General features: G+C 31.4%; 15 protein-coding genes. 8 read left to right on the top strand and 7 right to left on the bottom strand.

What is annotated here, in order from left to right:
• Window positions 1-12: 12 nt before the first annotated feature.
• Both rlmH and GFJ94_RS00725 read right to left on the bottom strand, forming a co-directional pair.
• Window positions 13-486 carry a 23S rRNA (pseudouridine(1915)-N(3))-methyltransferase RlmH gene (gene rlmH / locus GFJ94_RS00730; protein ID WP_153199426.1) on the bottom strand — a complete coding sequence of 158 codons (474 nt, stop codon included), beginning with the start codon at window positions 484-486 and terminating at the stop codon, window positions 13-15.
• 52 nt (window positions 487-538) lie between these two features.
• Complete coding sequence (locus tag GFJ94_RS00725; RefSeq protein ID WP_162523766.1) at window positions 539-2,014, bottom strand: TonB-dependent receptor; 1,476 nt, start codon at window positions 2,012-2,014, stop codon at window positions 539-541.
• Window positions 2,015-2,130: 116 nt separating this feature from the next.
• Here GFJ94_RS00725 and GFJ94_RS00720 point away from each other — a divergent pair, with 116 nt between their 5' ends.
• The 3 genes from GFJ94_RS00720 to GFJ94_RS00710 all read left to right on the top strand — a co-directional run bounded on the left by GFJ94_RS00720 (window position 2,131) and on the right by GFJ94_RS00710 (window position 4,968).
• Window positions 2,131-2,898, top strand: coding sequence for an MBL fold metallo-hydrolase (locus GFJ94_RS00720; RefSeq protein WP_162523761.1), 768 nt, complete (start codon window positions 2,131-2,133; stop codon window positions 2,896-2,898).
• Between the two features lie 72 nt (window positions 2,899-2,970).
• Window positions 2,971-3,465: a hydrolase gene (locus GFJ94_RS00715; RefSeq protein WP_203228634.1), complete on the top strand. Its 495-nt coding sequence runs from the start codon at window positions 2,971-2,973 to the stop codon at window positions 3,463-3,465.
• Between the two features lie 15 nt (window positions 3,466-3,480).
• The gene (locus GFJ94_RS00710) at window positions 3,481-4,968 is read left to right on the top strand and encodes an aminotransferase class V-fold PLP-dependent enzyme (protein WP_153199422.1); all 1,488 of its coding nucleotides are present in this window, start codon (window positions 3,481-3,483) and stop codon (window positions 4,966-4,968) included.
• 18 nt (window positions 4,969-4,986) lie between these two features.
• On the opposite strand, the gene GFJ94_RS00705 is transcribed toward GFJ94_RS00710, so the two are convergent.
• The gene (locus tag GFJ94_RS00705; protein ID WP_370513776.1) at window positions 4,987-5,889 is read right to left on the bottom strand and encodes a lysophospholipid acyltransferase family protein; all 903 of its coding nucleotides are present in this window, start codon (window positions 5,887-5,889) and stop codon (window positions 4,987-4,989) included.
• 63 nt (window positions 5,890-5,952) lie between these two features.
• On the opposite strand from GFJ94_RS00705, the gene GFJ94_RS00700 reads away from it, so the two are divergent.
• Window positions 5,953-6,579, top strand: a complete 627-nt coding sequence (locus GFJ94_RS00700; protein ID WP_153199418.1) for a rhomboid family intramembrane serine protease — start codon at window positions 5,953-5,955, stop codon at window positions 6,577-6,579.
• A gap of 62 nt (window positions 6,580-6,641) precedes the next feature.
• On the top strand, window positions 6,642-7,334 hold the full coding sequence (locus GFJ94_RS00695) for an SIMPL domain-containing protein (protein WP_153199416.1): 693 nt from the start codon (window positions 6,642-6,644) through the stop codon (window positions 7,332-7,334).
• Window positions 7,335-7,530: 196 nt separating this feature from the next.
• On the opposite strand, the gene GFJ94_RS00690 is transcribed toward GFJ94_RS00695, so the two are convergent.
• A complete protein-coding gene (locus GFJ94_RS00690) occupies window positions 7,531-8,241 on the bottom strand; it encodes a DUF4197 domain-containing protein (protein ID WP_153199414.1) in 711 nt (236 codons plus the stop codon).
• A gap of 128 nt (window positions 8,242-8,369) precedes the next feature.
• Between GFJ94_RS00690 and GFJ94_RS00685 the strand changes: the two genes are divergently transcribed.
• Together GFJ94_RS00685 and GFJ94_RS00680 are read left to right on the top strand one after the other, a co-directional pair.
• The gene (locus GFJ94_RS00685; RefSeq protein ID WP_153199412.1) at window positions 8,370-11,795 is read left to right on the top strand and encodes a methylmalonyl-CoA mutase family protein; all 3,426 of its coding nucleotides are present in this window, start codon (window positions 8,370-8,372) and stop codon (window positions 11,793-11,795) included.
• Between the two features lie 69 nt (window positions 11,796-11,864).
• Complete coding sequence (locus GFJ94_RS00680; protein WP_153199410.1) at window positions 11,865-12,341, top strand: GyrI-like domain-containing protein; 477 nt, start codon at window positions 11,865-11,867, stop codon at window positions 12,339-12,341.
• On the opposite strand, the gene GFJ94_RS00675 is transcribed toward GFJ94_RS00680, so the two are convergent.
• Complete coding sequence (locus GFJ94_RS00675; RefSeq protein ID WP_153199407.1) at window positions 12,338-12,709, bottom strand: YchJ family protein; 372 nt, start codon at window positions 12,707-12,709, stop codon at window positions 12,338-12,340. The genes GFJ94_RS00680 and GFJ94_RS00675 overlap by 4 nt on opposite strands.
• A gap of 3 nt (window positions 12,710-12,712) precedes the next feature.
• The gene (locus GFJ94_RS00670) at window positions 12,713-12,889 is read right to left on the bottom strand and encodes a hypothetical protein (RefSeq protein ID WP_153199405.1); all 177 of its coding nucleotides are present in this window, start codon (window positions 12,887-12,889) and stop codon (window positions 12,713-12,715) included.
• Between the two features lie 71 nt (window positions 12,890-12,960).
• On the opposite strand from GFJ94_RS00670, the gene GFJ94_RS00665 reads away from it, so the two are divergent.
• On the top strand, window positions 12,961-13,479 hold the full coding sequence (locus tag GFJ94_RS00665; RefSeq protein WP_153199403.1) for a hypothetical protein: 519 nt from the start codon (window positions 12,961-12,963) through the stop codon (window positions 13,477-13,479).
• A gap of 38 nt (window positions 13,480-13,517) precedes the next feature.
• Here the strand turns inward: GFJ94_RS00665 and GFJ94_RS00660 are convergent, their stop codons facing one another.
• Complete coding sequence (locus tag GFJ94_RS00660; RefSeq protein ID WP_153199402.1) at window positions 13,518-14,081, bottom strand: DUF1543 domain-containing protein; 564 nt, start codon at window positions 14,079-14,081, stop codon at window positions 13,518-13,520.
• Window positions 14,082-14,168 lie beyond the last annotated feature (87 nt).

Genomic DNA, 14,168 nt, shown 5'->3' with positions numbered 1-14,168 from the left:
GTAACTTCCAACTTACTGATGATGATACGGTTCATTTCTTAAAATCGTAAAACCTCTATAAATTTGTTCGATTACAAATAATCGCACCATTTGATGCGAAAACGTCATTTCGGATAACGAAACTTTGCCTTGTGCTTTTTGGTAAACGGTTTCACTAAATCCATACGGACCACCAATTACGAATACTAAAGTTTTAGTTCCAGCATTCATTTTCTTTTGTAGAAAGTCGGAAAAACTAACACTACTGAACGTTTTTCCGTTTTCGTCGAGTAGAATTAAATGGTCGGTTGGTGTGATTTTAGATAAAATTAATTCGCCTTCTTTTTCTTTTTGTTGTGCTTCCGATAAATTCTTTACGTTTTTGATATCGGGAATAATTTCCAAATCAAATTTCACGTAAAAAGACAAACGTTTGGTATAATCATCAATTAAGGTTTGTAACGATTTATTGTCGGTTTTTCCAATAGTTAAAAGACGAATGTTCATGTGGTTTATTTGTGAAACGAAAAATCACTCTTTTGGGGAGTGATTTTCGATATTAGTTAATTTCTTCGGTTTCCTTTTCTTTAAAATCTACTTCACAATCAAAAGAGAATAATTTTTCTTTTTTAATGATATCTGCCGTTCCAGCTGGAAGCATATCTTCCCAACCTGATTCTCCTTTGCAAATCATTTTCAATATTTTTCTAGAGAAAATATCTAAATTTTTCTCTTCAAAGTCTTTAATGTCAATCACTTTTCCGTTGAATTTAAAGAATTTGTATAATTCTTTCATTCTAGGATGTACTTTTAAATTTTCAGAAGTAACTATATTTCCGTTTTCATCTTTCATCGGATATAAATAGACTTTTAAATCTCTATAGAAAAGTTTACCAAAAGCCTCTAAGATTCCCCCAGATAAATGGCGATAATATTTTTCGTCAAAAATTTCAACTAAATTATTAACTCCCATTGCTAATCCCATACGTGCTTTCGAGTAATTTGAAAAATATTCAACTACTTTAAAATATTCTTGGAAATTAGAAATCATAACGGTTTGGCCTAATTTACATAGTAACTCAGCTCTGTCCAAGAAATCACGTTCATCAATTTCCCCTTCAGCTTTTAAATTTGAAAGTGTAATTTCGAAAATCACAAATGTATTTTCTTTGTCAACCTTGTTTTCCTGAATAAACATTTCATATGATTTTTTATACATATTCATATTTACAGTTGTAACAGGTCTAAAACTACCCCTTAAGGCTAAGATGTTTTTTTTATATAAAACAGCTGCTGGAAGTATGTTTTTTCCGTCAGGGCCAAACATTACGGCATCGGTCATTCCATTTTTAACCAATTGCAAACTCATTAAACGGTTGTCTACATTTGCAAAACGAGGTCCTGAAAAGTTTATGGTGTCAATTTCTAATTGGTCTTTATCTAAATGATCATATAAATAACGTAGTAATTTTTTAGGGTCATTGTATTTGTAAAAGGCACCATAAATTAAATTTACACCTAAAATACCTAAAGTTTCTTGTTGCAGTTTAGCATCATTCTCTTTAAAACGAATGTGAAGAATAATTTCATTATAATCTTCATCTGGTTCAACCTGATAGACAATTCCAACCCAACCATGTCCTTTAAATTGTTTTGCAAAATCAATTGTTGCAACCGTATTTGCATAACTGAAAAATAATTTATCTGGATGTTTATCTCTACTTAAACGTTGTTCTACTAGATTAATTTCATGAGTTAGCATCTTTCGTAATCGGCTTTCAGTTACATATCTGCCGTCTTCTTCAATACCATAAATAGCATCACTAAAGTCTTTATCATAGGCAGACATTGCTTTTGCAATTGTTCCTGAAGACGCACCAGCTCTAAAAAAATTACGAACGGTTTCTTGTCCAGCACCAATTTCAGCAAACGTACCGTAAATACTATCATTAAGATTTATTCTTAATGCTTTATCTTTTATTGAAGGTATTTGCTCAATTGCTTTATCTCCACGAACTTTAATATCGGTTACTATACTTTTCATTAATTTACCTTTAAGGCTTTAGGGTTATAAATAAACTCTACATGCAAAGTTAAACATTTTATAAAAACTACCATAATTATTGTTATTTTTGTGCAAAAGATTAAGTGGTGCAAATTTATTTTTTAGGAACCGGAACATCGCAAGGAATTCCAGTGATTGTAAGTTCTCATTCTGTATGTTTAAGTACCGATATACGGGATATGAGATTACGTGTGTCTGTTTGGGTTCAAACCGAACAAAATTCTATTGTGATAGATTGTGGTCCAGATTTCAGACAACAAATGTTGCGTTCTAAGTGTCCTAAAATTGATGCGTTGTTATTTACACACGAACATGCTGATCATACTGCAGGTTTGGATGATATTCGCCCTTTTTTTTTCAAACAAGGTGCTATCCCAATTTATGCTCATCAGCGGGTTTTGAATAATTTAGAGAGACGTTTTGATTATATTTTTCAAACCGAAAATAAATATCCAGGGGCGCCATCTATTGTTGAAAATGAGGTTAAAAACAATCAACCATTTGCAGTTAATAATGAGAAAATAATTCCAATAAATGCTTTTCATGGTGATTTGCAAGTTTTTGGATATCGTATTCAAGATTTTGTGTATTTAACAGATGTAAAATCAGTAGATGATTTAGAAATTGAAAAAATAAAAGGATGCAAAATTTTAGTTGTTAATTGTTTGAGAGAAGAGCCACATGCAACACATTTTAATTTAGAAGAAGTTTTACATTTTATATCTTTGGTGCAACCAAAATCAACTTATTTAACACATATAAGTCATTTGTTTGGTTTTCATGAAGAAATTCAACAAAAATTACCAGAAAATGTTTTTGTTGCATATGATAATCTTGAAATAAAAATAGAATAATAATAAATTAATTATTTAATAGTTTTAATAGAACAGTGTCGATAATGACATTTAACAAATAAATTTTACTTTATGAAAAACGTAATTTTGTATGCTTTAATTTTTTCTTTATTATTTAATGTGTTTCAATATGTGAATTCAACTAAAATATTAGACGCAAAAGATAAAGAAGTACTTAAAGTAAAAGCGAATTTAAAAACTTCGAGAGATTCTGTCGCTACTTTAGCCAATGCCAATTATTTCGCTTTAGAAAGCGATGAAGATGCTCAAGAGTATTTTTTTTCAAACAATTTAGATTATGAAAAAGTAGCTATTAAAGTAAAAGAAGATCTTTTAACATTAAACGAAAATAAAAAAGGGAATCCTTTAGTGCCATATGAACCTATAGATGGAATTCCTTTCTTAATTAATACATCTAAGATTTTAAATCACAGATGGATAATTGCAGAATTTTCTTGTGGTGATTTATGGGGACAAGTTTTATTAAAATATTTTGTTTCTGAAAGTAAACCCACAGATTTTGAAACTGTAGAAACAGTTTTATATGAAAGACAAAAGAAAGAATAATTAAAATACAACATAATGTCGACTACTACAACCAAATCCCAATTAGAATGTCTTTTTGATGCGTTTAGAAAAGATATAATTGGAGTCAATCAAACTTTTCAATCTCCCTTTGGTGAAAAGAAAATAATTTATACCGATTGGACTGCAAGCGGTAGATTATACAGACCAATTGAAGAAAAATTGATGAATGAATTTGGTCCTTTTGTTGCCAATACACATACTGAAACTTCGGTTACAGGTACAGCTATGACCATGGCGTATCATGAAGCACGCCACATTATCAAACATCATGTAAATGCATCGGAATCAGATATATTGATAACTGATGGAACTGGAATGACGGGTGTAGTGAATAAATTTCAACGTATTTTAGGACTACGTATTCCAGAAAATTTAAAAGACTTTACATCAATTCCAAACGAATTGAAACCAATCGTTTTTATTTCGCACATGGAACACCATTCCAATCAAACGTCTTGGTTAGAAACAATTGCTGATGTTGAAGTAATTCCGGCTGATGAAAATGGACTTTTATGTATTAAAGAACTGAAAACGTTATTAGAAAAATACAAAGATAGAAGCTTTAAAATCGCGTCAATTACTTCATGTTCTAACGTAACCGGCATTAGAACACCTTATCATGAAGTGGCGAAGTTAATGCATCAAAATAATGGTGTTTGTTTTGTAGATTTCGCTTGTTCAGGTCCGTATGTAAATATCAATATGCATCCAGAAGATGCAGAAAGTTATTTAGACGCTATTTTCTTTTCACCGCATAAATTTTTAGGAGGTCCTGGAACTTCAGGAGTTTTGATTTTTAATCAAAATTTATATAAAAACAATGTTCCCGATTGTCCTGGTGGCGGAACCGTAAGTTGGACAAATCCTTGGGGAGAACACAAATACATTGACAATATCGAAGATAGAGAAGATGGAGGTACGCCAGGATTTTTACAAGTTATGAAAACTGCTTTGGCGATTCAGTTGAAGGAAAAAATGGGTGTTCAAAATATTTTAGATAGAGAACACGAGTTGGTTGATTACATTTTTTCGGAACTAAATTCGATTGATAATTTACATATTTTGGCCAATCAACATCAAGATAGGTTAGGAGTAATTTCATTTTACATAGACGACTTGCACTTCAATTTAGGCGTGAAATTACTAAACGACAAATTTGGAATCCAAACACGAGGAGGATGTAGTTGTGCCGGTACATACGGACATTATTTGTTACACGTAGATCAAGAAACTTCGCACGATTTGGTTTGTAAAATTTCTTCAGGAGATTTAATCCAAAAACCAGGATGGATTCGTATGTCAATTCACCCAACGACTACAACAGAAGAAATCGAATTCGTTTGCAAAAATATTAAAGCTTTAGCAGCCAATCATAAAGAATGGGGAATGGATTACGAGTACAATCCAAAAACCAATGAATTTGTTTACAAAAATGCCAAAGGTGAAATCAAAGAAATGGTTCACAATTGGTTTAATTTATAAAAAGAAAAAGCTCAGTTTTTACAGAGCTTTTTCTTTTTTATGTTTCCATCTTTTATGTGTCCACAAATAATATTCTGGAGCTTCATAAATTTGTTGTTCAACTAATTTTAAAAAAGTATCTGTAATATCATAATTTGGAACCGATTTAGCATCTTCTGAAAGAACCTGAAAACTTGCTTGATAATAACCGCGTTTTATTTTTCTTGTTTGTAAAAAGATAACATTCATATCAAATCGTTTGGCTAACATTTCAGCACCTGTATGTACAGGAACATAATGTCCCATAAAATCAGCCCAATGAAATGCAGCACTCGGTTTAGGAGATTGATCACTCGCAAAACCATATAGGCTTAAAGTTTTGTTTTTATAATTTTTAACGATTGTAGAAATTGTTTCTCTTGTTGTAATTAATTCACTTCTAAATTTTGATCGAATTTTTTTTACTAATTTATCAAAATATGGATTAGCTAATTTCTTATATATCCCAAAACCTTTGTGATTAATGTGGAAATTCATTGAAACTGCCCATTCATAACTTGCATAATGAGCACATAAAAGGGCAATACTTTTATTCTTTTTTTCTAATTCTAAATAAACGTCTAAGTTAGAAAATGTGTATCGTTTTTCAATTTCTTTTTGCGAAATAGAAATGGTTTTAATCATTTCTAAAAACATATCACACATATGACTGTAAAATTTCTTTTCTATAATAAGTCTTTCCTTATCAGATAAATGAGGCAAAGCTAGTTGGATGTTTTCGCGAACTACTTTTTTACGATATCCAATAACGTAATAAGTTAAATAGTAAACAAAATCGGAAAGCAAATAAAAAATCGGAAAAGGAAGTATGGATATAATCCATAAAATGGGATAAATAAGTATATAAATTAATAATTGCATTTGTTTATTTTTTTTACAAATATACTTTTTTAGTTCCAAGTAAATTTGACAAAGTATTCTTAAATTTACAAAAAAATAGATTTTATGAATATCAATTTATTAGGTATAATTATAATAAACGCTTTAATTAGTTATAAAGGAATACTTGATGTTTCTTTTTTTAGAAAATATGAATTTCATATAGGAAGTATAAAATCGGGTGAACAAATACGAATATTGAGTTCTGGATTTTTACATGTCGATTTTCAGCATTTGTTTTTTAACATGTTTACTTTGTATTTTTTTGCTCCATATGTAATTGAGAGCACAAATGCACTGTACTTTTTGTATATTTATTTTGGAAGTTTAATTGCAGGAAACCTACTTACGTTTTATTTTCATAAAAACGATTATTCGTACAGAGCAGTTGGAGCTTCTGGAGCGGTTACAGGTATTGTTTTTAGTGCTATTTTATTAGAACCAAATATTCGAATGTATGGATTAATACCAGGATATATCTTTGGATTCGCCTATTTGTTGTTTTCTATTTACGGAATGAAAGCAAAAAGAGATAATATTGGTCATGTGGCGCATTTTGGAGGAGCTATTGGTGGATATTTATTTACTTTGACAAAATATCCTCAACTCATTACAACTGAGCCAGTAATTGTTGGCGCTTTATTAGTTCCAATTATAGTTTTGTTTTTCTTGCATAAGATAAATAAATTATAAAATTATTAATTTGATATTTTGGCACAATACTTGAAAACAATACACTAATAAAATTTAATCATATGAAAAATTTAGTAACTATACTATTATTCTCAGTATTTATGGTACAAGCACAAGAAGTAAAAACAGTTCCACAAATTAGTGTTTCTGGTGAAGGAAAAATCAAGGTTACACCTGATGAAGCTGTTATCACGGTAGCAGTAGAAAATTCAGGAAAAGAAGCAATCGATGTAAAAAAGAAAAATGACGAAATCGTTGATAAAGTATTAAAATTAATTAAGCAACGAGGTATTTCTTCGGTAGATTATCAAACGCAACGCGTGAATTTATATAAAAATTATGATTATAATACTAAAAAATACAATTACATAGCCAATCAAACCATTTCAATTCATTTGAAAGATTTATCAAGATATGATAAATTGATGTTGGATTTGGTAGATAGCGGAATGAATTCGATTCAAGGCGTAGAATTCAAATCGTCTAAAATTAAAGAATACGAAAGCCAAGCACGTAAGAAAGCTATGTTAGATGCAAATAAAAAAGCAGAAGATTACGTTTCTGTTTTAGTGGGACAAAAAGTAGGGAAGGCGTTAGTGATTTCAGATAACTCATTTACGAACTATCCACGTCCAGTATATGCCGAAATGAAAACTATGGTTATGTCAGATGAAGGTTCTGTGCCTCAAGAGACCTTAGCAATTGGTGAAATTGAGATTATTTCAAATGTTTCGGTTTCTTTTGTGTTAGAATAGTTAAAAAAAAACCACACTCTAAAGCGTGGTGATTTTTTAAACTAACCCTAACCAAATGAGAAAATCTCTTATTTATTACAATGCAAATATCCGATGAATTTTTGACTTGTAATGTTAAGGTTATGTTATACTTATGTTATTGATTATTAAATTTTTACAAAAACGTTTTTTCTGTAAATATTGAATTACAAAACAATTATTTTTTGTCTTGTATAGCAAAAACTTTCTTTAATAAATCGGAACTTCTGGAAGATAAATTAGTTCTAATGTTTTTCTCTTCCACAGCAATCATTTTGAAAACACCTTCCATTGCTTTGTTTGTAGTGTAATCTGTTAAATCAGGATTCACTTTTTTAACTAACGGAATCGAATTGTATTTGGTGATAATATTTGTCCAAACTTTATCAGCTCCTACTTTTGCAAATGAATTTTTAATTACTGGATTAAATTTTCCGTATAAAGCAGTAGAAGTTGAGTTTTGTAAATAAGTTGTAGCCGAACTTTCATTTCCCATTAAAATGTTTTTTGCATCGTTAAAAGTCATTTGTTTTACAGCATTCACAAAAATTGGAGTTGCTTCTTTAACGGCATCTTCTGCAGTTCTATTAATTACTTTTAAACCTTCATCGGCTAAACTACTCATTCCTATTTGACGTAATTTTTTGTCAACCGTCTGAAGTTCTTCTGGTAATAAAATTTTTACAGCTTGATTTTTAAAAAAACCATCTGTTGCAGTTAATTTTGAAACTTGATTTGTAATTCCATTATTCAAAGCTTCTTTTAATCCGTTACCAATTTCTGCCTGACTCAAAACGCCAGTTCCTTGTGGTAATTGATCCATAACTTGTTGCATTTCGGCACAACTAAACAAACTAAACGCTACTAAACTAAATACTATTTTTTTCATGTTTTTATATTTTGCTAACTAATTTACAAAGATAGTGCCAATTTTCAACACAATTTATTCTAAAATTTGAATGAAATAAAATTATTAAATTCGTAAATTGCACCCTTTAAAACGAATAAAAATTACAGATGGAACTACAAACTCCTTATATTCCTAAAAATAAAGTAAGAATTGTGACTGCAGCGTCACTTTTTGATGGACACGATGCAGCCATTAATATCATGCGTAGAATTATTCAAGCTACTGGTGTTGAGGTAATTCACCTTGGACATGATAGAAGTGTGGAAGAAGTAGTAAATACAGCTATTCAAGAAGATGCGAATGCGATTGCGATGACCTCTTACCAAGGTGGTCATAACGAATATTTCAAATACATGCATGATTTGCTTAAGGAAAAAGGAGCAGGTCACATCAAAATATTTGGTGGAGGTGGAGGAGTAATCTTACCTTCTGAAATCTCAGAACTACACGAATACGGAATCGAAAGAATTTATGCTCCAGACGATGGTCGTGCTATGGGATTACAAGGTATGATTAACGATTTAGTACAACGTTCCGATTATCCAATTGGAGATAAACTTACGGGAGAATTATCGCATATCGAAGAGAAGAACCCAACTGCCATTGCACGATTGATTTCAGCAGCTGAGAATTTTCCAGAAATTGCAAAATCGGTTTTTGACGAAATTCACCTAAAGAATGAAACATCAAAAATCCCAGTATTAGGAATCACAGGAACAGGTGGAGCTGGAAAATCATCTTTAGTTGATGAATTAGTTCGTCGTTTCTTAATTGATTTCCCAGAAAAAACAATCGGATTAATTTCAGTTGATCCATCAAAACGTAAAACTGGTGGTGCTTTGTTAGGGGATAGAATTCGTATGAACGCCATCAATAATTCTCGTGTTTACATGCGTTCGTTGGCTACTCGTCAATCTAATTTGGCATTGTCTAAATATGTGGCAGAAGCGATTCAGGTTTTAAAAGCAGCTAAATACGATATCATCATTCTAGAAACTTCAGGAATTGGACAATCGGATACTGAAATTATGGATCATTCTGATGTTTCGTTATATGTAATGACACCAGAATTTGGAGCAGCAACTCAGTTGGAAAAAATCGATATGTTGGATTTTGCAGATTTAGTGGCGTTAAATAAATTCGACAAACGTGGTGCTTTAGATGCGATTCGTGATGTGAAAAAACAATACCAACGCAATCATAATTTATGGGATGTGGATACGGATACGATGCCAATTTTTGGAACTATCGCTTCGCAATTCAACGACCCAGGAATGAATACGCTTTACAAATCTATCATGGATAAGATTGTAGAGAAAACAGGAGCCGATTTAAATTCGACTTTCGAAATCACACGTGAAATGAGTGAGAAAATTTTCGTAATTCCACCTCACAGAACACGTTATTTATCTGAAATTGCAGAAAACAATAGAAAATACGACGAAACAGCACTTTCTCAAGTAGAAGTAGCTCAAAAATTATACGGAATTTTCAAAACCATTGAATCGGTAAATGGAAATCTTCCGCAATTAGACAAAGCAGGAATTGTTGAAAGTTCTCTAAAAATTACTGCTGATAACAAAGATTTCGTTTCGTTATTAACTAAAGAATTCGACCGTGTAAAAATGAATCTTGACCCATACAACTGGGAAATCATTTTGACTTGGGACGAAAAAGTAAACAAATACAAAAATCCAGTTTATAGTTTTAAAGTTCGTGATAAAGAAATCAAAATTGCTACACATACAGAATCGCTTTCACATTCTCAAATTCCAAAAGTAGCCTTACCAAAATACCAAGCTTGGGGCGATATTTTAAAATGGAATTTACAAGAAAATGTACCAGGAGAATTTCCTTTTACGTCAGGATTATATCCATTTAAACGTGAAGGAGAAGATCCAAGTAGAATGTTTGCCGGAGAAGGCGGACCAGAAAGAACAAACAAGCGTTTTCATTATGTTTCTGCCGGATTACCAGCAAAACGTTTGTCAACCGCATTTGATTCGGTTACTTTATACGGAAATGACCCACACATTCGTCCCGATATTTATGGAAAAATCGGTAATGCGGGAGTTTCAATTTGTTGTTTAGACGATGCTAAGAAATTATATTCAGGTTTCGATTTAAGTCATCCGTTAACTTCGGTCTCAATGACGATTAATGGTCCTGCACCTATGTTGTTAGGATTCTTCATGAATGCTGCCATCGATCAAAACTGTGAAAAATACATTATTGAGAATAATCTTCAAGATGAAGTAGAAGCTAAAATCAACGAAATCTATAAGAAAAAAGGAGTGGAGCGTCCAAGATATCAAGGCGCTTTACCAGAAGGAAATAATGGTTTAGGTTTGATGCTTTTAGGAGTAACGGGAGACCAAGTTTTACCTTTTGAAGTATATCAAGATATCAAAGTAAAAACCTTAGCACAAGTTCGTGGAACGGTTCAAGCCGATATTTTAAAAGAAGATCAAGCGCAAAATACGTGTATTTTCTCAACTGAATTTGCGTTACGATTAATGGGTGATGTTCAGGAATATTTTATCAAACAAAATGTTCGTAATTTTTATTCGGTTTCTATTTCAGGTTATCATATCGCGGAAGCGGGTGCAAATCCAATTACGCAATTAGCTTTCACGTTAGCAAATGGTTTCACTTATGTGGAATACTATTTGAGTCGTGGAATGAACATCAATGATTTCGGTCCGAATTTATCATTCTTCTTCTCAAACGGAATTGATCCTGAGTATGCTGTAATCGGTCGTGTGGCGCGTAAAATTTGGGCGAAAGCCATGAAAAACAAATACGGAGCTAACGAAAGAGCGCAAATGTTGAAATATCACATTCAAACATCTGGTCGTTCGTTACATGCGCAAGAGATTGATTTTAATGATATTCGTACGACTCTTCAAGCGTTATATGCGATTTACGATAACTGTAACTCGTTACATACGAATGCATACGATGAAGCGATTACAACTCCAACAGAAGAATCAGTGCGACGAGCAATGGCAATTCAGTTGATTATTAATAAAGAATTAGGTTTAGCTAAAAACGAAAATCCAATCCAAGGTTCGTTCATTATTGAAGAGTTAACCGATTTAGTAGAAGATGCTGTTTTACAAGAATTCGATAGAATTACTGAGCGTGGCGGTGTTTTAGGTGCAATGGAAACGATGTACCAACGTTCGAAAATCCAAGAAGAATCATTGTATTATGAAACTTTGAAACATACGGGAGAATTCCCAATTATTGGTGTAAACACCTTCTTGAGTTCAAAAGGTTCGCCAACGGTTATTCCTGCTGAGGTTATTCGTGCTACTGAAGAAGAAAAACAATATCAAATTGATATGTTAACCGATTTGCATAAAACAAGTGCAGAAAAAGTAGCCGAGCACATCAACATTTTACAAGAAGCAGCGATTAAGAACCAAAACATTTTCGAAAAATTAATGGATGCAACCAAAGTTTGTTCGTTAGGACAAATTACAAGTGCGTTGTTTGAGGTTGGTGGTCAGTATAGAAGAAATATGTAATTAAAAAGAGATTAAAATAATTTATAAAAATGACCTTTCAGATATGGAAGGTTTTTTTATTTTTGAAGAATGGAGCCAATAACTAAAACATTTCCAACAACGAAATTCATAGGAATTAATAGTCAATTTTCATATTCAGATTATCGAATAGGAGAATTGTGGGGAAAATATATGTCTAGACGAAATGAAATTCAAAATACAATAGGAACAGAATTATTCAACATTCAAATCAATCCCGAAAATTTTGATTTCAATCCACAAACCGAATTTGCAAAATGGGCTGTAGTTCCTGTGTCAAATTTTGATTTTATTCCTGAAGGAATGCAAAGATTAATTATTGAGGAAGGATTGTATGCTGTTTTTAATCATGTAGGAGAGGCTTCAAAAGCAAGAGAAACATTTGGTTATATTTTTGGTGTTTGGCTGCCAAATTCCGAATATGAATTTGATAATCGTCCTCAATTTGAAATTTTAGGAGAAAAATATAAAAATAATGATCCGAACTCTGAAGAGGAAATTTGGATTCCAATCAAAAAGAGAATTTAATATTCTCCATCCACATAAAACCATTTTCCTTTTTCTAACTTAAAAGTAGAGTGTTCGTAATGAACTTCTGCTATTAAATTTTTGTCTAAAAAATATGCTTTAAAGGTTACTGTGGTTTCAGTTGAGGTTAGAACTTCTAGTTTTAACCATTTGTTGGTTTGACTCCAAGCTAAAATATCTTTTTTGTTGTGGTATTTTCTTTTTGAAATATGGGTAGTGTTTACCAAATAATCGGCAGCGCTTGTTGCAAATGCACTGTAACGCGAACGCATTAAAGCTTCAGCTGTTGGAGCATTTTTAATACCTTTTAAATAAGGTTCACAACAATCTTGAAAGGATACAGAATTTCCGCAGTAGCAACCCGACATAAATTATTGTTTAGATTCGTTGAATTTTCGTTGAATTTCTTTTAATTTTTCGGCACGAGCATTCTTTTTAGCTTTTTCTTTAGCTTGCTCTTTGTGTAATTTATCGTTGTGTGCTTTAATATTTTTTGGATTGTTTCTTCCCATTTTTATGGTCTTTTTAGAGATTTCAAATATACTCATTTATATTTTATTAAAGTTTGGCACAAGAATTGGTTATATTTACATAGGAAATAATTTAAAATTTAAAAATTATGAAGAAAATTACTTTATTGTTGGTTTTTATCGGGATGATATCACTACAAAGTTGTACAGTAAATGAAGTTGAAGATAATATAGATAATGACACTATTAGTGAAGTTTTTGAATATTCAAACGTAGACTTAACTTCTGGAAATGGTTATTCTGCTTTATTAACTTTTCCACACGCTACCTATACTTCTGATATGGTTTTGGTGTATCGTTTAGCAGATTATGGTTCTGCTGGTGATGTATGGAAATTACTACCAGAAACCTATTATTTTAATGATGGAACTTTAGATTTTGGTTACGATAATGATTTTACACGTTACGACGCACAAGTAAATTTATTTGGATATGATTTACCAAACTTATCTAACGCATATAAGTTAGACCAAGTGTTTAGAGTAGTGGTTATTCCAGCTTATTTTGGAAATAAAACAGCGGCTGGAAAATTAGATTTTGATGATTATAATTCTGTTAAAGACTACTATAAATTAGATACTGCTAAAGTAACTAAGATTAAAATGTAAAAAAACATAAAGAGCTATCCATTCCGATAGCTCTTTTTTCATACTGATATTTTATCAATCTTTAAATAACCAATGTTTTTTTCATCTTCTGAAAACACATTGGTTTTTGTTATTTTTAAACGATATTTTAATTTAAATTTTTTCGAAAGAATATCTTCAATTTTGTGAACATCATCTACATCAACTCCATATTTATCATCAATGTGCGATTCGGCGCCTTTGAAGCCACAATGTTTAAAGAAAGTAGTTTGTTTCGCTTTTTTGATGGCTTCGGCTTTTGTTTTGGCAACCACTAATACTTTATAATGGTATTCTTCAAATTCGCCTTCTTTATAGCCTCCTAAGTTCAAAAAGAATAATTGTTCATCTTGATTTAAATTTTCCTCTTTGGAAACAACTTTGATAGTAAATCCATCAACAGAAGTCACTTTTTGCCATGCATCAATATGAATTTTTCCTTTTGCTTCTGGCCAAAAAGCATTCATATCTGGAATTAGTTCTTTTAAACTCGTTCCAATACCAAAAAAAATATCATGTTGTTCAGTGTAGCGTCCTTTTGGGGTACATCCTAACATTATCATATGTAAATTTACTGTTTTCATATTGTAAATATAATAAAATAATATTTTTGCCCCTAAAAAAATAGGGTATATGTAAAAATATATAAAAAAATTATATATTTGCATAAC

Origin of the sequence: Flavobacterium sp. LMO8, from assembly GCF_009495755.1 — a bacterium.
Classification (GTDB): domain Bacteria; phylum Bacteroidota; class Bacteroidia; order Flavobacteriales; family Flavobacteriaceae; genus Flavobacterium.
The sequence above is the reverse complement of the archived record's forward strand: the minus strand, read 5'-3'. Positions and strand labels throughout refer to the sequence as shown.

What these genes read in the sequence shown, in the direction of transcription:
- GFJ94_RS00710 (WP_153199422.1), top strand. Translation starts at nt 3,481, where the DNA reads ATGTCGACTACTACAACCAAATCCCAATTAGAATGTCTTTTTGATGCG.
- GFJ94_RS00690 (WP_153199414.1), bottom strand. Translation starts at nt 8,241, where the DNA reads ATGAAAAAAATAGTATTTAGTTTAGTAGCGTTTAGTTTGTTTAGTTGT.
- GFJ94_RS00675 (WP_153199407.1), bottom strand. Translation starts at nt 12,709, where the DNA reads ATGTCGGGTTGCTACTGCGGAAATTCTGTATCCTTTCAAGATTGTTGT.
- GFJ94_RS00660 (WP_153199402.1), bottom strand. Translation starts at nt 14,081, where the DNA reads ATGAAAACAGTAAATTTACATATGATAATGTTAGGATGTACCCCAAAA.
- GFJ94_RS00715 (WP_203228634.1), top strand. Translation starts at nt 2,971, where the DNA reads ATGAAAAACGTAATTTTGTATGCTTTAATTTTTTCTTTATTATTTAAT.
- GFJ94_RS00700 (WP_153199418.1), top strand. Translation starts at nt 5,953, where the DNA reads ATGAATATCAATTTATTAGGTATAATTATAATAAACGCTTTAATTAGT.
- GFJ94_RS00680 (WP_153199410.1), top strand. Translation starts at nt 11,865, where the DNA reads ATGGAGCCAATAACTAAAACATTTCCAACAACGAAATTCATAGGAATT.
- GFJ94_RS00695 (WP_153199416.1), top strand. Translation starts at nt 6,642, where the DNA reads ATGAAAAATTTAGTAACTATACTATTATTCTCAGTATTTATGGTACAA.
- GFJ94_RS00685 (WP_153199412.1), top strand. Translation starts at nt 8,370, where the DNA reads ATGGAACTACAAACTCCTTATATTCCTAAAAATAAAGTAAGAATTGTG.
- GFJ94_RS00670 (WP_153199405.1), bottom strand. Translation starts at nt 12,889, where the DNA reads ATGAGTATATTTGAAATCTCTAAAAAGACCATAAAAATGGGAAGAAAC.
- rlmH (WP_153199426.1), bottom strand. Translation starts at nt 486, where the DNA reads ATGAACATTCGTCTTTTAACTATTGGAAAAACCGACAATAAATCGTTA.
- GFJ94_RS00665 (WP_153199403.1), top strand. Translation starts at nt 12,961, where the DNA reads ATGAAGAAAATTACTTTATTGTTGGTTTTTATCGGGATGATATCACTA.